This is a genomic window from Rhizobium sp. YAF28, assembly GCF_052113285.1.
In the GTDB taxonomy this organism is placed as follows: domain Bacteria; phylum Pseudomonadota; class Alphaproteobacteria; order Rhizobiales; family Rhizobiaceae; genus Rhizobium.
On record NZ_JBFRCX010000002.1, the window covers coordinates 288,344 to 308,679 of the forward strand.

Sequence of the window (20,336 nt, forward strand, 5' to 3'; positions counted from 1 at the left end):
GCCGAAAGCAGAAGGAGGCATCCATGGAAAACACACAACACCCCATCGGCTCCGGTTTTGGCGCTCGCTCCACAGCCGACGACGTGCTCGCGGGCATCGATCTCACGGGCAGACTGGCAATCGTCACCGGCGGCCATTCCGGCCTCGGACTGGAGACGACGAAAGCGCTGTCGCGGGCCGGCGCGCATGTGCTGATCGGCGCGCGTCAGCCGGAAGCGGCGGCCAAGGCGGTCTCGGGCATCGCCAATGTCGAGGTCGACAGGCTCGATCTCTCCGATCTCGAAAGCGTCCGCGACTTCGCCGAGCGCTTCGTCGCCTCCGGCCGCAAGACCGATATCCTCATCAACAGCGCCGGCATCATGGCCTGCCCGGAAACGCGGGTCGGGCCGGGCTGGGAGGCACAGTTTGCCACCAACCATCTCGGCCATTTCGCACTCGTCAATCGCCTCTGGCCGGCGATGGCGAGGGGAGCCCGAGTGGTTGCCGTCTCCTCCGGTGCCCATGGCATCACGCCCATCCGCTGGGACGATGTCCAGTTCACCGAGGGCTACGACCGGTGGCAGGCCTATGGACAGGCGAAAACCGCAAACGCGCTCTTTGCGGTGCAACTCGACAGGCTGGGCAGGGATGCCGGCGTGCGTGCCTTCTCGCTGCATCCCGGCAAGATCCTGACGCCGCTGCAGCGGCACCTGGAGAAGGAAGACATGGTCGCCGCCGGCTGGATCGACGCTGACGGCAATGCGGCCGACCCAACGTTCAAGACACCGGAGCAGGGTGCCGCGACGCAGGTCTGGGCCGCAACCTCGCCGCAGCTTGCAGACCTTGGCGGCCTCTATTGCGCCGACTGCGATATCGCATCCGTCTCGGATGACGGTGCGGAAACCAGCGTGCGCGCTTACGCCGTCCATCCCGACGAGGCGGCCCGTCTCTGGGCGTTCTCGGCGGAACTGACCGGTGCAGACGCGTTCAGCCGTTAAGCGTGGATGCCGGGCGCCTCGTAGCCGGTGCGCTCGACATACTCCGTATAGCCACCGCCATACTGCTGGATGCCATCGGGCGTCAGCTCCAGCACGCGGTTGGAAAGGGCGGCAAGGAAGTGGCGATCGTGCGAGACGAAGAGCATCGTGCCCTCGAAATCGGCGAGCGCCTTGATGAGCATTTCCTTGGTGTCGAGGTCGAGATGGTTGGTCGGCTCGTCGAGCACGAGGAAGTTCGGCGGGTCGAACAGCATGTGAGCCATGACGAGGCGGGCCTTCTCGCCGCCGGACAGCACGCGGCAGCGCTTGTCGACGTCGTCACCCGAAAAGCCGAAGCAGCCGGCGAGAGCACGTAGCGGCGCCTGGCCGGCGAGCGGGAAGGAATCTTCCAGCCATTCCAGTACCGTGCGTTCGCCATCGAGCAGGTCCATGGCGTGCTGGGCGAAATAGCCGAGCTTCACGCTGGCGCCGAGCGCCACGCTGCCGGCATCCGGCTCTGCCGTGCCGGTTACCAGCTTCAGGAGCGTCGATTTGCCGGCGCCGTTGACGCCCATGATGCACCAGCGCTCCTTGCGGCGGACCATGAAGTCCAGCCCTTCATAGATGGTACGGCTGCCATATTTCTTGTGCACGTTCTTGAGGTTGACGACGTCTTCGCCCGAGCGCGGCGCCGGCTGGAAGTCGAAGGCCACCGTCTGGCGGCGCTTCGGCGGCTCCACGCGCTCGATCTTTTCCAGCTTCTTGACGCGACTCTGCACCTGCGAAGCATGGCTGGCGCGCGCCTTGAAGCGCTCGATAAACTTGATTTCCTTGGCGAGCATCGCCTGCTGGCGCTCGAACTGCGCCTGCTGCTGCTTCTCGTTCTGCGCCCGCTGCTGCTCGTAAAAACCGTAGTCGCCGGAATAGCTGTTGAGCGAGCCGGCATCGATCTCGATGATCTTGGTGACGATGCGGTTCATGAACTCGCGGTCGTGCGAGGTCATCAGCAATGCGCCCTCATAGGTCTTGAGGAATTCTTCCAGCCAGATCAGGCTTTCGAGATCCAGGTGGTTGCTCGGTTCGTCAAGCAGCATGACGTCGGGACGCATCAGCAGGATGCGGCCGAGCGCCACGCGCATCTTCCAGCCGCCGGAGAGTGCACCGACATCGCCGTCCATCATTTCCTGGCTGAAGCTCAGGCCGTCCAGAACTTCGCGGGCACGGCCTTCCAGCGCATAGCCATCCAGTTCCTCGTAGCGCGCCTGCACCTCGCCGTAGCGCTCGATAATCTGATCCATCTCGTCCATGCGGTCAGGATCGGACATGGCCGCTTCCAGCTCGCGCAGCTCTGCGGCGACGATGCTGACGGGGCCGGCCCCCTCCATCACCTCGGCAACCGCGCTGCGGCCGGACATTTCGCCGACATCCTGGTTGAAGTAGCCGATGGAGACGTGCTTTTCGACTGAGACCTGGCCTTCATCCGGCAGCTCTTCGCCATTGATCATGCGGAAAAGCGTCGTCTTGCCGGCGCCGTTGGGGCCGACGAGACCGATCTTTTCGCCGCGATTGAGGGCGGCAGTGGCTTCGATGAAGAGGATGCGGTGGCTGTTCTGCTTGCTGATATTTTCGATACGGATCATGTCTTACGCGGGAGCTTGGGAGAATTTTGGCGCCCTTATGCCACGGGTTTGCCGCCGTGTCGCAGGTTTTCCGCGTCATCAAGCTGTGATCTTTGCAGCTGTGGCCATTCCGCACGACTGGAAATCGAGGGATGCTTCCTTATTATCCCCAAGGGGGAGGAGCCCATGGTCAATAAGATGTCCAGCAAGCCGGCAAAATCGGCAGAGCCCAAGCTGCTATCCGGCGGCAATCCGCAGATCGCCAAAGGCGAGGGCGATGGCCCCGTCCAGGCCTATATCGCCGCCATGCCCGGCTGGAAAAGCAATGTCGGCCGCCACCTCGATGGACTGATCATGCGCACTGTTCCAGATGCCCACAAGGCCGTCAAATGGAACTCGCCGCTCTACGGCACGAAAGGCGACGGCTGGTTCCTCGGCATCCATTGCTTCAACAAATACATCAAGCTGGCCTTCTTCCGCGGCGCTGCTTTGCAGCCCATACCGCCGGGAGAATCCAAGACTGCGGAAACGCGCTATTTCCACATCCATGAGAACGATCCGATCGACGAGGCGCAGCTCGCCGACTGGATCAGGCAGGCAAGCCTGTTGCCGGGCGAGAAAATGTAAGGAGAGAGACCATGAAGAAAGCGGCGACGACGAAAAAGGAAGCGGAACCGAAAGAAATCTCTCCCTCCGAACGCATCGATGCCAAGATCAGGGAATTGGTCGACTGGCGCGGCGAAACGCTCGCCCGTGTGAGGGCCATCATCCGCGAGGCCGATCCCGAGGTGGAGGAGGCGTGGAAATGGAGGGGCGTCCCGGTCTGGGAACACGCCGGCATCATCTGCACCGGCGAAACCTACAAGGCGGTGGTCAAGCTGACCTTCGCCAAGGGCGCTTCGGTGGAAGACCCGTCCAACCTTTTTAACTCCAGCCTTGAAGGGAATACGCGCCGGGCGATCGATATTCGCGAGGGGGATAAGATCGATGAGGCGGCGCTGAAGGCGCTGGTGCAGGCCGCGGTGGCGCTGAACACGGCGGGCAAACCGGCATCGAAGAAAGCGAGCGCCTAGTTCTGAGGGTAAAAGGCATCTGGGGCAACAACTGGTCATTGCCGATGCCGCGGAGCGTCCTATGTGGAGCCTTGCGAGCTCATTTCGATTGAAACCCGCTAAGACGGAGGCTCTCTTGAAGGGTTACCTTCCCTATCTGGCCGGCGCACTGGCGGGAATGCTCGTGGCCATTTTCCTGTCCAGCCTTTTGACGCTGACAGGAACGCCACAGCTGGTCCTTTTCGCCCTGCTGCCCGTAGTCGGTGGTGCTGTCGCCGAGCGTGTTTCTCAGCGCCGCTCCGGCAATTCGTGAGTGACCATGGGGCGGCTGAAGGAAATCGTCATCGATTGCGATGTGCCCTCCCGCGTCGCCCGCTTCTGGGCCGAAGCGCTCGATGACTATGCGGTCTTGCCCTACGACGATGAGGAAATCGCCCGCCTTGCCACGCTTGGCCTGACGCCGGAAACCGATCCGGTGGTGATGGTCGAAGGACCGGGAACGCGCCTTTGCTTCCATCTTCGCCCGGGAGAGCGTCCGGCCCGCAATCGCGTTCACCTCGATATCGCTGTCGGCGACCGGACAAAAGAACTCGCGCGCCTCATCTCTCTGGGCGCGACCTTCGTGCGTGAGACGGCCGATTACACCGTGCTGAACGATCCCGAAGGCAACAATTTCTGCGTCACCTCCGATTAGTCAGCGTCAGACAGACTTCACCTCGCCGCCATCCATGCGAAGCGTCGTGCCGGTCATCCAGCGCGCCGCCGGCGATACGAGGAAGGCCATGAGTTCGGCGATCTCCTCCGGTTCTCCATAACGGGCAATGCCAGCCTCCTTCGGAAACCGGGCTGTCGCCTCTTCCACCGTCATGTCGTGCAGCGGCGCCCAGTGCTCCAGATAGCTGCGCCGGCGGCCGGTCATGACCGGGCCGGGCAGCACGCTGTTGACCTGCACGCCATCCTCGATGCCGCGATCGGAGAAAGCCTTGGCGAGTGCGGATATCGCCGCATTGATCGTGCCGACGGCAGCATAGGCCGCCTTCGGAAAGACCGCCGAATTGCCTGACATCAGCACGACGGAACCCTTCGTTTCCTTCAGTGCCGGCCAGGCGGCGATGGTCAGCCGCCGTGCGCCATGCAGCTTCAGCGCCATGCCATCATCCCATTGTCGGTCCGTCATTTCGAACACGTCGATCTGCGGCACGGCGCCGGCAATGTTGAGCAGCGCATCGATCCGCCCGAAAACGGCAAGCGCTTTGTCGACGACGACCTGTGCCGCGACCGGCTCCGCAAGGTCGGCATCGATGACGAGCGTCTTGGCACCCGCCGCTTCGACTGCTTTCGCCGTCTCCGCGAGATTGGCCTTGTTGCGGGCAACGAGCACGAGCTTGGAAAAATCCTTTGCGAGCCGGATGGCCGTTGCCTGGCCGATGCCCTGGCTGGCACCGGTAATGATGGCTACTTTATCGGACATGATATCTCTCCTGTCGCGGGATTATCAGCCAAGGAAATCGCGGACTGCAGCGGCAATTTCATCCGCATGTGTTTCGAGCGCGAAGTGGCCGGTATCGAAGAATTTGATCACGGCGTCAGGAATATCGCGGGCGAAGGCTTCCGCGCCCGGCGGCAGGAAGAAGGGATCATTCTTGCCCCAGACGGCGAGGAAGCGCGGCTTGTGGGTCCGGAAGTAATCCTGGAAGGTCGGGTAGAGTGCCACATTGCTCTTGTAGTCGCCCATGAGATCGAGCTGCACATCTTCAGCGCCCGGACGCGAGAGATAGAAATTGTCGAGCGAATATCCGTCAGGCGAAATCCTGGTCGTATCGGCAACGCCATGCGTATATTGCCAGGCCGTCGTTTCCGGCCCGAGGAACCCCTTCAGCACGGCGCGGTTTTCTGCGCTGGCGTCCTGCCAGTAGGCCTGCACCGGGTTCCATGCGTCGCTGAGGCCATCGACATAGGCATTGCCATTCTGCGAAATGATGCCCGTGATCCGCTCGGGATGTTTGACCGCCAGGCGGAAGCCCGTCGGAGCGCCGTAATCGAAGACATAGACGGCATAGCGAACGAAGCCGACGATCTCGGTGAAGCGGTCGATCGTGTCTGCAATGCTGTCGAAGCTGTTGACCGCGGGATCGTCCGACTGCCCGAAGCCCGGAAGATCCGGCGCGATGATGTGATAGCGATCGGCCAGCAGCGGGATCAGATCGCGAAACATGTGGCCGGAGGTCGGGAAGCCATGCAGCAGCAGGAGCTTCGGAGCGTCCTGGGTGCCGGCCTCGCGATAGGCGATCTTGATGCCGTCGACGGTGGTGTGGCGGTAGCTGATCTTGGTCATGGTCCTGTTTCCTTCAGTTGAGATGAATGGCGATGTGTTGGGAGATATGTCTGTCATTCAGCCTGCGGCCACACTTGCCGCCGCTTCACGGATGACCTGCAGCACTGCCTCCGGCGCCGTCGCCATCGGCGTATGATCGACCGGGAAAGGCCGCTGATGCGCCTGCATGCGCTCCGCCATGAAGCGCTGGTTGGTGGCAGCGATCATACGGTCGTCCTCGGCGACCAGGAACCAGGAAGGGCGATCCTTCCAGAGCGGCCGCCCGACCGGTGCCGTGATGCAGGCAGGCGAGATCGGCCGCTGCACGGCTGCAAGCACCACTAGTTCCTCATTCGTGGCATTCTGCGCATAGGCCGCGGCAAAGGCTTCATGCGGATAATAGATCAGGCCGTTTTCATCAGGCGCTAGCTGCGGCGCCCGCGGATCGAGTTCGCTGCGATAGAAGACATCGGCAACCGTCTCTCCCTCATCGGGGGCGAGAGCAGAAACATAGACCAGTGCCTTCACATTTTCATTCCCCACCCCGGCGATAACCGCTCCGGCATAGGCATGGCCGGCAAGAACCACTGGCCCATCCACACGGTCCAGCGCCTGCTCAAGGGCTTTAACGTCATCGGCATAGGAGGTCATCGGTAGCGGCGCTGCTGTCACCGCAAAACCCTCGGCGACAAGCGGCGCGATGACTTTGGCCCAGCCAGAGCCGTCGGCCCAGGCGCCATGGACGAGCACGATATGCATAGTCTGCTGATCAATCGACTGCGACGACATCTGCTTTCTCCTTCGTTCGGCTTGTAACCGCTTAAATCGATACAGGACGGTTACTCCTTAGGAAGGTAACTTGTCAACAGCCTTTTGACAGGTTACATAAGAGTCGCGTCTTCAAGCAGGCTGCCCTACAACTATGGTCGGCAGCCGGAATAGGACTTGTCATGGATAACCACTCTCCCGCCCTGTTTCTGGGTGATGCGCTGGCACTGGATTTCCTGAATTCGGTGGCAACGCCCGTCGACACGCCTGTTGATTGGATAGAGGACGGGGAGGGACTGTTGCGCTGGCTCGAGCAGGCAAACCTCGTCCCGCGCGAAACGCTCGAAAGCCTGCGTGCCCAGGCGTTGCCGGGCGAACTCGACAACGTCGCCGATCAGGCAAGGAACCTGCGCGAGTGGTTCCGGACCTTCGTCCGCGAGCATAAGGGAAGGCAGTTGAAGCCCGACGCCCTGGCCGAGCTCGAACCGCTGAACCGTCTGCTGGAGCGCGACGAAGGCTATGGCCGCGTCGTGGCGCGGCAGACGGATGAGGGCGCGGTCTTCGACTTCCAGCCCATGCGCAAATGGCGCTCGCCGGAATCATTGCTGCTACCGGTCGGCGAGGCACTCGGCCGCTTCGTCTGTACCGAGGATTTTTCCAATGTGAAGGCCTGCGAAGGACCAGTCTGCACCCTGCTGTTTGCCGACCATACCCGTGGTCATCGCCGGCGCTGGTGCAGCATGGCGATGTGCGGTAATCGCGCCAAGCAGGCCGCACATCGGCACCGGATCAGACAGGCGTAGCCGCCATCTCTTCGACGAGCCGGTCGAAGCCGATGCCGGTGCCGCTCTCTCTGATATCGCCGTCTTTGGCATCGCCGAAGACGGCCTGTTCGGTGAAGGTCATCAGCGTCATGCCGCCGCGTCCGGTGAATTCCACCGTGACCAGCGAGGAAGAGATGCTCTTTCCCGCCGTCAGCATCGTATAGGCATAGACGATGCGTTCGCGCGGGTGGATTTCGAGATAATAGGCGCGCATCGCCTGTTCCGTCCCGTCGGGCATGCGCCATGTCATGCGCTCGCTCCCGCCGGTCTCGAAGTCGAATTGATCCTCCAGTACTTGCCAGTCGGGATGGCAGGCGGTCCAGCGCCGTTTCAGCGCATGGTCCGACCAGAAGCGGAATGCATGCGCCACGCTGCCGGGCAGGTCGCGTTTGATGACGAAGGTGCGGTGATTGACGCTGACACCCATCAGTGATCCTTTTCCTCAGGAGTTTCCGCCATCAGCAAGGCGAGGCGATCGAAGGCGGCGTGCATTTCAGCTTGACGCTGCTCGATCCATTGGTTGATGGCGCCGAATGCCTGCTGCTGCATGCGATAGGTGCGCACCCGCCCCACCTTTTCCGAAATGACAATGCCGCTTTCTTCCAGAATTCGCAGATGTTTCAGCACCGCCGGCAGGCCGACATCGGCGGGCTCTGCCAGTTCCGTGACGGAGGCCGGCCCCCTGGCAAGCTTTTCCACGAAGCCACGGCGATAGGGATCGGCGAGCGCCTGAAATATCCGGTCGAATTCGGCTGGCGCCAGTTCTGCCATCATATGCCTCAAGATGTCCCGGCCTCAAGATGTCGCGGCTTCAAGATAACGCGCTGGCATCGCCTCCCGATAGGGAAACATCGAGAAATAGGGCTGCGCTTCGGCCAGCACGCGTTTGACGGAAGCACGTTGTAACAGACGCTCCAGATAGGAGGAAAGCGCCTGCTGCTCAGCTGTGAAAGGATGCACGATGGAAGCAAAGAACAGCCCCGGCAAAGCCGCGCAATCGGCCATGGTGAAATCATCGCCCGTCGCCCAGAGCCTTCCCTGCATATCCGCCTCGATCATCTTATAGGCCTGATCAAGCATCCCTCTCGCTTCAGTGACGCCATGCGGATCATGGGCGTCCGCCGGCCGGATTCTGTCGGTGACGATCTTCTGCATCGGCACGCTGACATAGAGGTCGTAAAACCGATCCCAGAGCCGCACCTGCAGCAGCGCGTCCGGATCATCGGGCAGAAGCCGCACCGGCCCCGGATAATGGGCCTGCAGGTATTCGATGATGATGCTCGTCTCCGGGACCGTACGCCCGGTTGCCTCGTCATGCAGGATCGGAATCTTGCCGACCGGCCATTTGTCGAACAGGGCCGCGGCCGAGTCCGGATCGGCAAAATTGACGATCCGGCTGTCGAACGCGGTCTCGTTTTCATAAAGCGCGATCAGCACCTTGTGGCAGAAGGAGGCAAGCGGATGCAGGTAAAGGGTCAGCGTCATACGGCACCTATAGTTTCCAATTTCGGAAACTATATCTCGGTCGCTATTGTCACGCAAGATACTTTCCAAAACTGGAAAGTTTAGGGGCGCCTATGCGTATGCCACCCATCCCCTGAAGCTGAAGGCGGCGTAGAACAGGCTGACATCCGAAAAGCCTGCCGCGCGCAGCATGGCCTCCTCATCTTCCGGAGCGAGGATATGCAGCCTCTCGCGCATGGCGGTGCGCGCATTCTCCTGCCGAGAAGGGTCTCCTCCGTCAGGAGCGCCATAGGCGATATGGCGATCGATCCACATCGACCGCCCCGGCTCGTCTTGCGGGAAACTCATATGCGCAACAACAAACGGCGCACCGGCTTTCAGTCGGCGGCGAATTTGCTGAAGTATTTCAGGTCGTTGCTCGACGGGGATGTGATGGAAGGTCAGCAGGCAGACGGCGGCGTCGAAGGGGCCTTCGGGCGCGATATCGATGCCGCCCTGGTGAAAACCGATGCGACTGCTGTGCTCTCCGGCAACCTGCCGCGCCAGTTGCAGCATGTCGGCAGAGGGGTCTATGCCATCAAAAGTCCAGCCCGCATGCGCCTCGGCAAAGGCTTTGAGTTCCAGTCCGCCGCCGGCGCCGAGCACGAGCACGCGGCCATTGTCAGGCGTCCGCTCCGCCATCAGCATCGTCGCCATCCGGTGCAGGCTTGATAAGCCGGGAACCTGCCGCGGCGGCCCTTCGAGATAGGATTTGACGGCATCGCCGGTAAAGGCAGATGCCGTCTTGTGAGGTGTGGGCAGGCTAGGGTAATTGTGATCTCGCATCATGTAACTTTAATTATTACAGGATGCCAGAGCTGTCAATTTTCGACCTATTTTGCGAACTTGCGTGCCCCGGCTACGCAGAGAATGACGGCGACCGTCACCGCGAGCATGCTCCAGCTCACCGTTTCGCGCAGCAGCGTCGCGGCAAGCGCCAGGCCAAAGAAAGGCTGAAGCAACTGCAGCTGTCCGACGGCAGCAATGCCGCCCTGCGCAAGCCCGCGATACCAGAAGATGAAGCCAATCAGCATGCTGAAGAGTGAGACATAGGCAAGGCCCAGCATGGCCGGCGTCTGGATCTCGGCAAAGCTCGGCGGCCTGTAGAGGATGGCGGCGACGATCATGACCGGCAACGACACCACCAGCGCCCACGAGATCACCTGCCAGCCACCAAGCCGGCGCGACAGCCGCGCGCCCTCGGCATAACCAAGCCCGCAGACGATGACGGCGGCCAGCATCAGCGCATCGCCAACAGGCGAGGCCGTCAGCCCCTGCGCCAGCGCAAAGCCCGCCACCAGCGCGCTGCCGAGCAGCGAGAAGAGCCAGAAGGCCGGCTTCGGCCTTTCGCCGCCCCTGATGACCCCGAAGATCGCAGTCGCCAGCGGCAGCAGGCCGATGAAGACGATGGAATGCGCCGAGGTTACATGCTGCAGCGCCAGCGCCGTCAACAGCGGAAAGCCGACGACAACGCCGAGCGCGATGACAACAAGCGAAATGAGATCCTGCCGTGAAGGCCGTTTCTCACGGAAAGTGATCAGCAGGCAAAGCGCCAGGATGCCGGCAATCGCCGCTCGCGCCACCGTCAGGAAAACCGGATCGAGCTGCATGACGGCCACGCGGGTGGCCGGCAGCGATCCGCTGAAGATGAGCACGCCGATAAAACCATTGATCCATCCGGTCGCTGTGCGATCCATGCGGGCACTCCTTTGTTTGCCCCATGCTTATCCGCCGTTCGCACTGGTACTACCAGCCACAGTTCGATACAGTTGGCTGAAACTGTTATGGTTGGGGAAGCAGTACGGATGGACGAGCAAGTACAGGCAAGCAGCCGGGTCGGGATGGTCATGGCGACCATCCGCCAGCGCATTGCCGGCCGCAGCCTCACGCCCGGAGCCAAGCTGCCTTCGATCCGCAGCCTGTCGGGAACTTTGAAAGTCTCCGCCTCTACGGTGGTCGATGCCTATGAGCGCTTGGTGGCCGAGGGTGCGATCCTCTCGCGCCCCGGTTCTGGCTTCTATGTCGCGAGCCAGGCCGCGCCACTCTCGCTGGCCGATATCGGCCCGAAGCTCGATCGCGCGGTCGATCCTTTCTGGGTATCGCGGCAATCGCTGGAGGCGCAGGAAAGCGATCTCAAGCCCGGCTGCGGCTGGCTGCCGCCCGCATGGCTTCCCGAGGAGGCCATTCGCCGGGCGCTGCGATCCCTGTCGCGTGCGGACGCCGCAAGCCTCTCCGACTACGGCTCGCCCCTCGGCCTCAAGCCGTTGCGCCAACTGATTTCCAGGCGCATGGCCGAGCGCGGCATCGAGGCCGCGCCCGATAAGATCATGCTCACCGAATCCGGCACACAGGCAATCGATTTCCTCTGCCGTTTTCTCATCGAGTCCGGCGATACGGTGCTGGTCGACGATCCCTGCTATTTCAATTTTCATGCGCTGCTGAGAGCCCACCGCGCCAAGGTCGTCAGCGTTCCCTACACGCCTTCAGGCCCCGATATCGAGCTCTTTGCCGCAGCCCTCACCGAGCACCGGCCGCGCCTCTACATCACCAACTCCGCAATCCACAATCCGACCGGCGCCACGCTCTCGCCGGTCACGGCGCACCGATTGCTGAAGCTCGCCGAACAACATGGCCTCACCATCATCGAGGACGATATCTTCGCCGATTTCGAACTGACGCCGGCGCCCCGCCTTGCCGCCTTCGACGGCCTCGACCGCGTCATCCATATCGGCAGCTTTTCGAAGACACTCTCGGCCGCCGCGCGCTGCGGCTTCATCGCGGCGCGGCCTGAATGGATCGAAGGCCTGATCGACCTCAAGATTGCCACCTCCTTCGGCGGCGCCCGGCTGAATGCCGAACTGGTGTTGAGCGTGCTCAGCGACGGCAGCTACCGCAAACATGCCGAAGGCCTGCGCAGCCGTCTCTCCAAGGCGATGTTTGATGTCACGACCCGGCTGAAAACATTGGGCATCCGCCCATGGCTGGAGCCGCAAGCCGGCATGTTCCTCTGGTGCCATCTGCCGGATGGTCTGGATGCCGCGGCCGTGGCGCGTGCCGCGCTCGCCCAGAATGTCGTGCTCGCGCCGGGCAACGCCTTCAGCCTGTCGCAATCGGCCACCGGCTTCATGCGCTTCAACGTCTCCCAGACACTGGACAACAGGGTGTTTGACGTGCTTCGGGATGCGCTCAGGCAGGCATCAATTAGTCCGCCTGCCACTCCATGAAGGCTTTGCCGATCACCTTGCCATCCTCTTCCCGCCGCAGCCGGCAGAGGGCTTGCCGCCGATCGGGAGAAAGCCCCATCAACTCCACCCGCACGGCTTCGCTCGCCCGGATATTGCCGGAAAAGAAGATCTCACGCCGAGACACCTGCGAAAGCTCGGGAAACCACCGCCCGAAGGCGCGGTCGGCCAGTGCCTGGAATTCGGCGAAGTAGAACAGCCCGGCGCCGTTGAACTCCTGCGACGCATCCGGCTCGAAGCGAAAGCCGCGCAGTGCCTTGGCCGGGTTGGCAGGCAGGCCGAAATGCGCCTCCAGCGTGCCGGCGCGCAGCAATGCTGCCGTCCTTGCCAGCGCATTGTCCTCCACAGCCGTCGTCAGGCCGGGCAGGGGAACGCGGGCGATCGAATAGTTGTCGCCCTCCCGCATGCGGCAGACGAAAGTGGAAATAAGCTCCACCTCGCCGATCAGGTTGCCACGCACGAAAAGCCGGTGGCGAGTTGAAACCTGCGTGCGCGAGACGGGCGACAGTGTCGAGCGTATCGTGAGCACATCATTGGCGCGAACCGCGCCGAAGTTTGCATGCTCCAGCGACGTCGCGCAGATTGCCGCATAGGCCTCGCCGCCATCGGGCGCGCGGAAATCGGCATTCTCCATGCCGAGATGGCGCGCGAGCATCAGCCAGTGGCGATGCCCGAGCTCTTTCATCGCCCAGGTTTCCGAGAGGCCTGACGGCGTCAGGTGCGGCATGCCGACGAGCATATGCGGCGCAAGCGCCTGCTCCATCAGCTCGCGCGCTGACGGCTCGGGTGGATGAAAATCGAGGATCGCGACATTCATGTTCAAGCGCTGGCCGCCTGTTTCAGGACCTGATGGGTGACCTCAAGATGGCCGGCGAGGTGGTTCACCACATGCTCGGCATCTTTGCCGACGGCCAGGAACCGGCCGGAACCCCAGGTCCAGAGCCAGGGCAGGCCGAGAACATAGACGCCGTCGATGCCGGTCACGCCGCGCCGCTGCACCGGATAGCCGGTGCCGTCGAAGATCGGCAGGCCGACATAGGACCAGTCAGGCGAAAAGCCGGTCGCCCAGATCACCGAAGTGACACCCTCCGCCCTGAGATCGAGTTCCGCCGGCTCGCTTTCCGGCTCCCAGAGCGGCGTGTAGAGGCTGGCCGGCGGCGCATCGATGCCTTTCTCGGCAATATGCCGGTCGATCAGCGCGTTGATGCCGTTATAGACGCGGTCGGCATTGTCGAGATTGGCCTTCAGATTCGGCTCGAACAGCATCCGCCCACCCGAAACACCCTCCATGCGCCCATAAAGCGACATGCCCTCCAGCGCGAATTTGCGCAGATCGATATCGCGCCCGCCGTCGCGGCCGGTCAGATAGTGGTTGGTGTCGTGCTTCTTCTTGGTCATGCCGTCATGTTCGACCGTGATGTCGTATTGGCCGACATCGGCGAGCCAGTCGACCACATCGCGGCCGCGATAGAAACGGGCGCAGCGTGGTGCATTGCCGGTGACCATATGCACCTTGCGGCCGGCAAGATGCAGGTCTTCGGCGATCTGGCAACCGGACTGGCCGGAGCCGACAACGACGACGGCGCCCTCCGGCAGCTGGCCGGGATTGCGATAGTCAGCGGTGTGGATCTGTAGGATATCATCCGGCAGGCGCTCGGCGGCGCGTGGGATCGCCGGCGCGCTGTAGAGGCTGGTGGCGATAATGACGCTGTCGGCGGTAAGCGATCCCGCCGAAGTCGAGAGCCTGAAGAGATCGCCAGCCTTTTCCAGCGAGGTGACCGTCGTGCCTTCCAGCACGGGCGCATTCACCTTTTTCACGAAGCGATCGACATAGGCGAGGATCTCGTCCTTCACCATGAAACCATGCGGATCGTCGCCGTCATAGGGGTGGTCGGGCAGCTGGCACTGCCAGTTCGGCGTCACCAGGCAGAAGGCGTCCCAGCGCTCGTTCTTCCATTTATGCGCCACGGTCTTCTTCTCGAAGACGACATGGTCGATGCCGTGCTCCTTGAGATAGTGGCTGGCCGAAAGCCCGGCCTGACCGCCGCCGATGACGACGGCGCTGTAATGCGGCTTGAGGGAAAAGGTCATTGGTCGGGTTCCTTTCAGAGAATGAAGCTTTCGCAGCGCACGCGGGCATCGACGTCGGCAAGAAACAGGGAGCCCCCCTCCTCGATGCGGGCGAGCTGGCCGCGGGCGAGCGAACACGGATAGCCGTATTTCGCCTCCACCCGGTCGCTGGCGATGGTCAGCGCCTTGCGGCTGCGGTCGAGAAAATCGCGGATCGGATAGGTCTGGCCTTCCTCGAAGAATTCCCGGATGACGAGCGAGGGCGAATAACAGGTCTCCTCGCGGCCATCCGGCCAGGCGATGACGAAACGCATTTCAGGCATGGGCAGGCTCCTTCAATGTCTCGTAGGCTTGGAGATGCGCGGCAGCCGTACGCTGCCAGCCGTGATGGGCGGCAAGCTTCAGCCCGCGCGGGATAAGCCCGGCACGCACCGGCGGCATAAGCGAAATCGCCATGGCCTCGGCGATAGAGGCGGCATTGTGCGGATCGCACCAGACGACGTCTTCAGGGCCGAGATATTCGGTAAAGGGTGCGATCGAGGAGACGACAACGGGAACACCGCTCGCCATCGCCTCCAGCACGACGAGGCCGAAACCTTCCTTGACCGAGGCGAAGACCAGTGTATCGGCAAGCCGGTAAAGCGCCGGCATGTCCTCGTCCGCAACGGTGCCGAGGATATGGACGGCAGCCGCACACTCGCCGAGCGAGGCTAGCGCGGCGCGGAACTCGCCCTGATAGCCGCGATGATCGAGCAGTGAGGCACCGCCGGCGAACACGAATTGCGCATCCGGGCGGATCGCGCGCACTTGGTCGAAGGCTTGCAGCATGGCGATCGTATTCTTGCGCGCCTCGATGCCGCCGACAGCAAGGAAAACAGGGCCATCCGGCAAGGCGAGTTTGCTGCGCAGCGAAGTGCCGTCGGCGGTGGGACAGAAGCGCTTGGTGTCGACGCCATTGCCGACGACGGTGGAGCTGATGCCGCGTGTTTCCTTGAACGTCTTGCGCCACATCGAACTGACGGTAAAGAACAGGTCGGCCTGGTCGATGGATCGATCCTGCAGCTCCATCAGCCTGATATCGGCGAACTGGTCGATATGATGGACGGTGCGGACGAAAGCGGGGATCAGCCCGCGCTCCTTCAAGGTTGCCAGTGCATTGCCCGAAATGCCGTCATGGGCGTGGAAAATATCAAAGTCGCAGGCCCCAGCACTTTCGAAATGCCTGACATAATCGGCAATCCGCTGCTCGACCATGGCGGTCATGCCATCATGCGCAGGCCCGACAGGAATGCACATCGCGCTACAGGCCGGCGTGCGGAAGAAACCTGTCCCCTTGGCATCTGGCGCATGCAGCACGACCTCATGGCCAAGATCGGCCAGTGCTTCGGAAAGCTGCATGGCATGCACCACGCCGCCGCGCGGGTTCGTGGAGTGGGAAAGCATGGCGATGCGCAGCGCCCGGCTCATGCAGCATCCTCCTGCCGGCCGAGCTGCAGCAGCGGTGTCTCACCATAATCGCGGATCACGGCACGATCGGTGCCATCAGATATCGCCACTTCGCTGCCAGCTTTGACATTGGCGATCACGGCCGCGCTGATATTGCGGGCGGCAAAACGCAGGATCACCTCATCGGCCTTTTCGGGCGTGGTGGAGATCAGGTAACCGAAGCTTGGGAACGTCGCGAGCCAGCGCTCGAGCGCCACGCCATCCGGCAGCGGGATTGCCGAGATATCGATATCGATGCCGACCCCGGAACATTCCGCCAGCATGATTGCCGTGCCGATAATTCCGCCCTGGCTGATATCCTTGGCGGCGAGTGCCAATCCGGCTTCTGCGATCTGCGGTAAGATCTCCAGATCGCCGCGCAGCCGGGCGGACGGGGCATCGGTTGCCGCTTCCCAATTGTTGAAGGGTTCGCGATAACGGCCGCGATGATCGATCGCCGCGATCAGCACATCGCCCACCTTCGCATCGAAGCTCGTCAGCAGCTTCTTCGCCCTGCCGAGAATGGCGACTGAAAGCTGACCGCGATCGGTGCGGATATTGGTATGGCCGCCAACGATCGGCACACCAAACGTCCTGGCTGCCGCCCGCATGCCCTCAAGAACAGGTGCTGCGCCTGCCTCGCCATTCGCCCAGACGGCATCGACGACGGCGACCGGCCGGCCACCCATGGCAGCGACATCGGAAATATTGACCATCACCCCGCACCAGCCGGCAAACCAGGGATCGGCGGCAACAAACTCGTTGATGAAGCCCTCGATGGCAAAGAGCAGGTATCCGTCGCCATCGGGCAGCGCTGCACAATCGTCGCCCACCGGTATCTGCTGACCGGCAAGGCCAAGGCGCGCGGCAACCGTGCCGATATCCGCCTTGGCAGCGATGCCGGAGGAGGCGGAAAGCTTGGCTGCCAGCACCGTGAGATCGATCCTGTCGCCCATCACGCCGCCTTCCTGGCGAGTGCCACCAGCCCGGTTTCCGGCGTCGGGCAGGGCGGGTACCAGGCAAGGTCCGCCTTCATCCTGAGATGCGGCTTGCCGTAGACCTCGAATTCCTCGATCACATCCCAATGCAGACGGCGGAAGAGCAGCCCGTTCTGCACCTGCACATTGGCAAGAAACGTGTGGCAGCCCATCGCATTGGCCGAGGAGACCGCAAGCCGGATCAGCGTTGCGCCAAGCGCGCCGATCTTACGGAAATCCTCGTGCACGGCGAGCCGCGAGCCCCACCAGAGGCCGGGCTCCTCCTGATGGATGCGCACCGTGCCGACCAGCCTGTCGGCGGCAACGCCCATCATCGACAGCGCCACGATCGGAATGGCGTGATCGTCGATCACATCGCGGTCATCGCTCTCGAAGATCTTCTGCTCCTCGCAGAAGACGGCGCGGCGCAGCGCATGCGCTTCCTGCCGTTCCCACTCCGAGGTCGAAAATTTCACCTGGAATTCGCTGGCGCGATAGGGCGAGAAGGGCTCCAGCATCATTTGGTCAGCATCCTTTCATAGGAGGAAAGGGCAGAGCAGGCGCCGCATTTGCCGCAGCCGGCCTTGATGTCGACGGCCTTCAACCCGCTATCGACCAGCATCTTGGAGAGCGGGCCGAGGATCGAATGCATGAAATCAGGCTTCGGCGCCGGATGGCTTTCGAGCGGCGTTCCCGAAATCGGCACGAAGGGCACGACGAAAGGATAGACGCCGATGGCAACAAGCTTTTCGCAGATATCGAGGATCGCCTCACGCGTATCGCCGAGGCCGGCGAGAATGTAGGTCGAGACCTGGCCGCGCCCGAACACTTCGACGGCGGCCTTGAACGAGGCCATGTATTTTGAAATCGGGACCTGCGCCTTGCCGGGCATGATGCGCTCACGCAATTCCGGCGTGACGACTTCGAGATGCATGCCGAGCGCATCGACGCCGGCTTCCTTCATGATCGAAAACCAGATGTCGTCTTCCGGCGGCTCGCACTGCGCCTGGATCGGCAGGTCGACGGCCGCCTTGATGGCGCGGGCGCTGTCGGCAAGGATCGAAGCGCCGCGATCCGGCCCCTTCGGCGTTCCCGTCGTCATCACCATATGCTTGATGCCATCGAGCTCGACGGCGGCCTTGGCGACTTCCGCGAGCTGTTCCGGCGTCTTGTGGGCAACGGTGCGGCCCGCCGCCAGCGACTGGCCAATGGCGCAGAATTGACAGGTCTTGGTGCGGCTTTGATAGCGGATGCAGGTCTGCAGCACCGTGGTCGCCAGCACGTCACGGCCATGCAGCACGGCGATCTGCGAATAGGGAATGCCATCGGCCGTGCTGCGCTCGTAGAAACGCGGGCGCAGCGGGAAGGACACTTCGCCGAGCACGCGCCCATCGCGGCTGATGCGGCTCTTGCCGGCCTCATCGGGTTTATCGACCAGATAGGGGCTCTCGAAAGCCGGTGCGGTATGAACCGGTACCATCACGGTCATGCCGTCGATCGTCAGCGCCTTGTGATCGGATGGGCCGGCGCCGCCGCGGCGGCTCTCGTGGCCGGCCTTGGGATCAACGAGCCTGGCTCCGAAGGACTGCAACTCGTTGATCAGAGTCTCGGTCGGCAGAAACGTCGTATTGTCCATCGGTGTTGCTCCCTGTGTCTGTTTGGAAGGAATGTGCAGAGCCGACCATCGGTTGGGTGGCGCGGCCGTCCATGACGAGATGCAGCAGTTCGGGGCGGGCGTAGTGGCCGACCGAATCCATCATCCGCTTGCGCTTGGTGATCAGGCTCATGTCGAGATCGGCGATCAGGATGCCTTCGCCCTCGGTGATCGGCGGTGCCAGGTGCTTGCCCTCGGGCGAAATGATCGCCGTCATGCAGCCGCCGCGCAGTGCCTTCTGCAGGCCTTGATCGGGGGTAATGGAATTGATCTGCTCCTCGGTCAGCCATCCCGTGGCATTGACGACGAAGCAGCCGCTTTCAAGCGCGTGGTGGCGGATCGTCACCTCCATCTGCTCGGCAAAGATCGGCCCGACCATCGAGCCCGGAAACTGGGCGATGTGGATTTCCTCGTGCTGGGCCATCAGCGCGTAGCGGGCAAGCGGATTGTAATGCTCCCAGCAGGCGAGCGCTCCGAGCCGCCCGATGCTGCTATCGACGACCGTGAGGCCGGAGGCATCGCCCTGGCCCCAGATCATCCGCTCATGGTAGGTCGGCGTGATCTTGCGGCGCTTGAGGATGAGCCTGCCATCCGCATCGAAGAGAAGCTGGGTATTGTAGAGTGAGCCGTGATCGCGCTCGTTGATGCCGAGCGCCACGACGATGCCATGTTCGCGGGCAGCCGCTGCAACCGCATCGGTTGCCGCACTCGGAACGGTGACTGCTTCTTCATAAAGGCGCAGATGCTCGCGGCCCGATAGAACCGGCGGCAGCACGAATGAGAAATAGGGGTACCAGGGAACGAAGGTCTCCGGAAAGACGATGATCTCGGCACCCTTGGTAGCGGCTTCGGCAATTGTCTCCAGCACGCGCGCCAGCGTCTTTTCGGGCGAGGTCAGATCCGGCGCGATCTGCGCGGCTGCGGCCCGGACGGTCGTATTCTTCTCCATGACGAAATCCTTCTGATGGTGTGAGGGAGGCGGAGGAGGGGAACTCCGCCTCCCGAACGCGGCTGACGACGGCGTTGCTTCCGGGTCAGAGCGTCCAGGTATCGAGGATGAAGGCGCCGTCGCGACGGTGGATCAGGATCAGGTCCAGCACGTCGAGCGGACTGATCGGCCGGATGCCGGGGATCAAGGCCTGTTCGCCATGGCCATAGAGCGCCTGCAGCGCGAAGCGGCAGGCATAGACCTTGCCGCCTTCTTCCAGGAATCCCTTGATCTGATTGTTGAAGTTCAGATGGCCGGGAAATGCTTCCGCGCCGAGTTTGGGAAAGCCGCGCTGCACGCCGAGCGTCACGCCGGGACCATAGAGAAGGACGGAGGTTTCGAACCCCTTGCGCTTCAGGCGCTTGGCCTGCAGCAGGTTCACAAGGCCGATCGACCCTTCGAAGGCGACGGTGTGGAAGGTGATGAGGGCTTTCTCACCCTCCTTGGCCTGGACGTCTTCAAAGACCTTTTCCTCATAATCGACGAAGAAGTCTCCATCTGCGTGGGCCGGTGCGGTAACTGCGGGCATGAATGGCTCCTGTGTTTGAAGTCAGGCCCCTCTCGCGGGGTACAGCCATTGAATTGCAAGCGCCGTGCCAAATTGACTTTGCACAAATAGCAGTCAATTTATGCAGAAAAGCATTCAATTATACATTCAATTTTGAAGGGAGGTGAATTTGACGCCGATTAGGCGGGCATTTATGTGCAAAAAATGAATGCAAGAGAGATCGAAATGAATGCAGTCAAAATGCTATCAATGTATTGATGCTATGCGCGATGCTGATTATATCATGCTTGCATGCGGCATTCAGTCGTCTGGCGCACGTGGGCGCGACGCTGTTTTTGCGTGACAGAAGAAATATGCAACAATATACGGTCAATGT

At 62.2% G+C, this 20,336-nt stretch carries 25 protein-coding genes; 7 read left to right on the forward strand and 18 right to left on the reverse strand.

Annotation, left to right across the window (positions count from 1 at the left end; all coding sequences use genetic code 11):
* Positions 1-23 precede the first annotated feature (23 nt).
* Positions 24-977 carry an SDR family NAD(P)-dependent oxidoreductase gene (locus AB4Z13_RS05710; protein ID WP_439014408.1) on the forward strand — a complete coding sequence of 318 codons (954 nt, stop codon included), beginning with the start codon at positions 24-26 and terminating at the stop codon, positions 975-977.
* On the opposite strand, the gene AB4Z13_RS05715 is transcribed toward AB4Z13_RS05710, so the two are convergent.
* A complete protein-coding gene (locus AB4Z13_RS05715) occupies positions 974-2,596 on the reverse strand; it encodes an ABC-F family ATP-binding cassette domain-containing protein (protein ID WP_113323017.1) in 1,623 nt (540 codons plus the stop codon). The two genes, AB4Z13_RS05710 and AB4Z13_RS05715, sit on opposite strands and share 4 nt — an antisense overlap.
* Positions 2,597-2,761: 165 nt before the next feature.
* On the opposite strand from AB4Z13_RS05715, the gene AB4Z13_RS05720 reads away from it, so the two are divergent.
* From AB4Z13_RS05720 to AB4Z13_RS05735, 4 genes are all read left to right on the forward strand, one after another.
* A complete protein-coding gene (locus AB4Z13_RS05720) occupies positions 2,762-3,202 on the forward strand; it encodes a DUF1801 domain-containing protein (RefSeq protein WP_439014409.1) in 441 nt (146 codons plus the stop codon).
* Between the two features lie 11 nt (positions 3,203-3,213).
* Positions 3,214-3,648, forward strand: coding sequence for a DUF1801 domain-containing protein (locus AB4Z13_RS05725; RefSeq protein WP_113323019.1), 435 nt, complete (start codon positions 3,214-3,216; stop codon positions 3,646-3,648).
* Between the two features lie 115 nt (positions 3,649-3,763).
* Complete coding sequence (locus tag AB4Z13_RS05730; RefSeq protein WP_439014410.1) at positions 3,764-3,940, forward strand: hypothetical protein; 177 nt, start codon at positions 3,764-3,766, stop codon at positions 3,938-3,940.
* Between the two features lie 6 nt (positions 3,941-3,946).
* On the forward strand, positions 3,947-4,321 hold the full coding sequence (locus AB4Z13_RS05735; RefSeq protein ID WP_439014411.1) for a VOC family protein: 375 nt from the start codon (positions 3,947-3,949) through the stop codon (positions 4,319-4,321).
* A gap of 6 nt (positions 4,322-4,327) precedes the next feature.
* Here AB4Z13_RS05735 and AB4Z13_RS05740 read toward each other — a convergent pair whose 3' ends face one another.
* Genes AB4Z13_RS05740 through AB4Z13_RS05750 form a run of 3 tightly spaced genes read right to left on the reverse strand, consistent with a single transcriptional unit; the run spans position 4,328 to position 6,730 of the window.
* The gene (locus tag AB4Z13_RS05740) at positions 4,328-5,098 is read right to left on the reverse strand and encodes an SDR family oxidoreductase (RefSeq protein WP_439014412.1); all 771 of its coding nucleotides are present in this window, start codon (positions 5,096-5,098) and stop codon (positions 4,328-4,330) included.
* Between the two features lie 24 nt (positions 5,099-5,122).
* Entirely contained in the window at positions 5,123-5,962 is an 840-nt protein-coding gene (locus AB4Z13_RS05745; RefSeq protein WP_439014413.1) for an alpha/beta fold hydrolase, read from the reverse strand.
* 57 nt (positions 5,963-6,019) lie between these two features.
* Positions 6,020-6,730, reverse strand: coding sequence for an alpha/beta fold hydrolase (locus tag AB4Z13_RS05750; RefSeq protein WP_439014414.1), 711 nt, complete (start codon positions 6,728-6,730; stop codon positions 6,020-6,022).
* Between the two features lie 161 nt (positions 6,731-6,891).
* On the opposite strand from AB4Z13_RS05750, the gene AB4Z13_RS05755 reads away from it, so the two are divergent.
* On the forward strand, positions 6,892-7,512 hold the full coding sequence (locus AB4Z13_RS05755) for a CGNR zinc finger domain-containing protein (protein ID WP_439014415.1): 621 nt from the start codon (positions 6,892-6,894) through the stop codon (positions 7,510-7,512).
* Here the strand turns inward: AB4Z13_RS05755 and AB4Z13_RS05760 are convergent.
* The 5 genes from AB4Z13_RS05760 to AB4Z13_RS05780 all read right to left on the reverse strand — a co-directional run bounded on the left by AB4Z13_RS05760 (position 7,499) and on the right by AB4Z13_RS05780 (position 10,733).
* The gene (locus AB4Z13_RS05760; RefSeq protein WP_439014416.1) at positions 7,499-7,960 is read right to left on the reverse strand and encodes an SRPBCC domain-containing protein; all 462 of its coding nucleotides are present in this window, start codon (positions 7,958-7,960) and stop codon (positions 7,499-7,501) included. The genes AB4Z13_RS05755 and AB4Z13_RS05760 overlap by 14 nt on opposite strands.
* Positions 7,960-8,304, reverse strand: coding sequence for a metalloregulator ArsR/SmtB family transcription factor (locus AB4Z13_RS05765; protein WP_113323025.1), 345 nt, complete (start codon positions 8,302-8,304; stop codon positions 7,960-7,962). Before AB4Z13_RS05765 ends, AB4Z13_RS05760 begins: the two co-directional genes overlap by 1 nt.
* A gap of 24 nt (positions 8,305-8,328) precedes the next feature.
* Positions 8,329-9,018 (reverse strand): glutathione S-transferase family protein, encoded by a 690-nt coding sequence (locus tag AB4Z13_RS05770; RefSeq protein ID WP_439014417.1) that lies wholly within the window; start codon positions 9,016-9,018, stop codon positions 8,329-8,331.
* 90 nt (positions 9,019-9,108) lie between these two features.
* Positions 9,109-9,825: a class I SAM-dependent methyltransferase gene (locus tag AB4Z13_RS05775; RefSeq protein ID WP_439014418.1), complete on the reverse strand. Its 717-nt coding sequence runs from the start codon at positions 9,823-9,825 to the stop codon at positions 9,109-9,111.
* A 44-nt stretch (positions 9,826-9,869) separates the two neighbouring features.
* Positions 9,870-10,733 (reverse strand): DMT family transporter, encoded by an 864-nt coding sequence (locus tag AB4Z13_RS05780; protein WP_439014419.1) that lies wholly within the window; start codon positions 10,731-10,733, stop codon positions 9,870-9,872.
* An 87-nt stretch (positions 10,734-10,820) separates the two neighbouring features.
* On the opposite strand from AB4Z13_RS05780, the gene AB4Z13_RS05785 reads away from it, so the two are divergent.
* Complete coding sequence (locus AB4Z13_RS05785) at positions 10,821-12,260, forward strand: PLP-dependent aminotransferase family protein (protein WP_439014420.1); 1,440 nt, start codon at positions 10,821-10,823, stop codon at positions 12,258-12,260.
* Here the strand turns inward: AB4Z13_RS05785 and AB4Z13_RS05790 are convergent.
* The 9 genes from AB4Z13_RS05790 to AB4Z13_RS05830 all read right to left on the reverse strand — a co-directional run bounded on the left by AB4Z13_RS05790 (position 12,238) and on the right by AB4Z13_RS05830 (position 19,981).
* Positions 12,238-13,095: a Pnap_2097 family protein gene (locus AB4Z13_RS05790; protein ID WP_439017184.1), complete on the reverse strand. Its 858-nt coding sequence runs from the start codon at positions 13,093-13,095 to the stop codon at positions 12,238-12,240. The genes AB4Z13_RS05785 and AB4Z13_RS05790 overlap by 23 nt on opposite strands.
* A gap of 2 nt (positions 13,096-13,097) precedes the next feature.
* Positions 13,098-14,369, reverse strand: a complete 1,272-nt coding sequence (locus AB4Z13_RS05795; RefSeq protein WP_439014421.1) for an MSMEG_0569 family flavin-dependent oxidoreductase — start codon at positions 14,367-14,369, stop codon at positions 13,098-13,100.
* Positions 14,370-14,383: 14 nt separating this feature from the next.
* A complete protein-coding gene (locus AB4Z13_RS05800) occupies positions 14,384-14,671 on the reverse strand; it encodes an MSMEG_0570 family nitrogen starvation response protein (protein ID WP_442205936.1) in 288 nt (95 codons plus the stop codon).
* Positions 14,664-15,815, reverse strand: coding sequence for an MSMEG_0565 family glycosyltransferase (locus AB4Z13_RS05805; RefSeq protein ID WP_442205937.1), 1,152 nt, complete (start codon positions 15,813-15,815; stop codon positions 14,664-14,666). Before AB4Z13_RS05805 ends, AB4Z13_RS05800 begins: the two co-directional genes overlap by 8 nt.
* Positions 15,812-16,789 carry a sll0787 family AIR synthase-like protein gene (locus tag AB4Z13_RS05810; RefSeq protein WP_442205938.1) on the reverse strand — a complete coding sequence of 326 codons (978 nt, stop codon included), beginning with the start codon at positions 16,787-16,789 and terminating at the stop codon, positions 15,812-15,814. Before AB4Z13_RS05810 ends, AB4Z13_RS05805 begins: the two co-directional genes overlap by 4 nt.
* Complete coding sequence (locus AB4Z13_RS05815; protein ID WP_113323035.1) at positions 16,789-17,331, reverse strand: MSMEG_0567/Sll0786 family nitrogen starvation N-acetyltransferase; 543 nt, start codon at positions 17,329-17,331, stop codon at positions 16,789-16,791. The genes AB4Z13_RS05810 and AB4Z13_RS05815 overlap by 1 nt, the downstream gene beginning before the upstream one ends.
* Entirely contained in the window at positions 17,328-18,446 is a 1,119-nt protein-coding gene (locus AB4Z13_RS05820) for an MSMEG_0568 family radical SAM protein (protein ID WP_439014424.1), read from the reverse strand. Before AB4Z13_RS05820 ends, AB4Z13_RS05815 begins: the two co-directional genes overlap by 4 nt.
* Complete coding sequence (locus AB4Z13_RS05825) at positions 18,373-19,413, reverse strand: Nit6803 family nitrilase (protein WP_442205939.1); 1,041 nt, start codon at positions 19,411-19,413, stop codon at positions 18,373-18,375. Before AB4Z13_RS05825 ends, AB4Z13_RS05820 begins: the two co-directional genes overlap by 74 nt.
* Positions 19,414-19,498: 85 nt before the next feature.
* On the reverse strand, positions 19,499-19,981 hold the full coding sequence (locus AB4Z13_RS05830; protein ID WP_439014426.1) for an MSMEG_0572/Sll0783 family nitrogen starvation response protein: 483 nt from the start codon (positions 19,979-19,981) through the stop codon (positions 19,499-19,501).
* Positions 19,982-20,336: the final 355 nt, after the last annotated feature.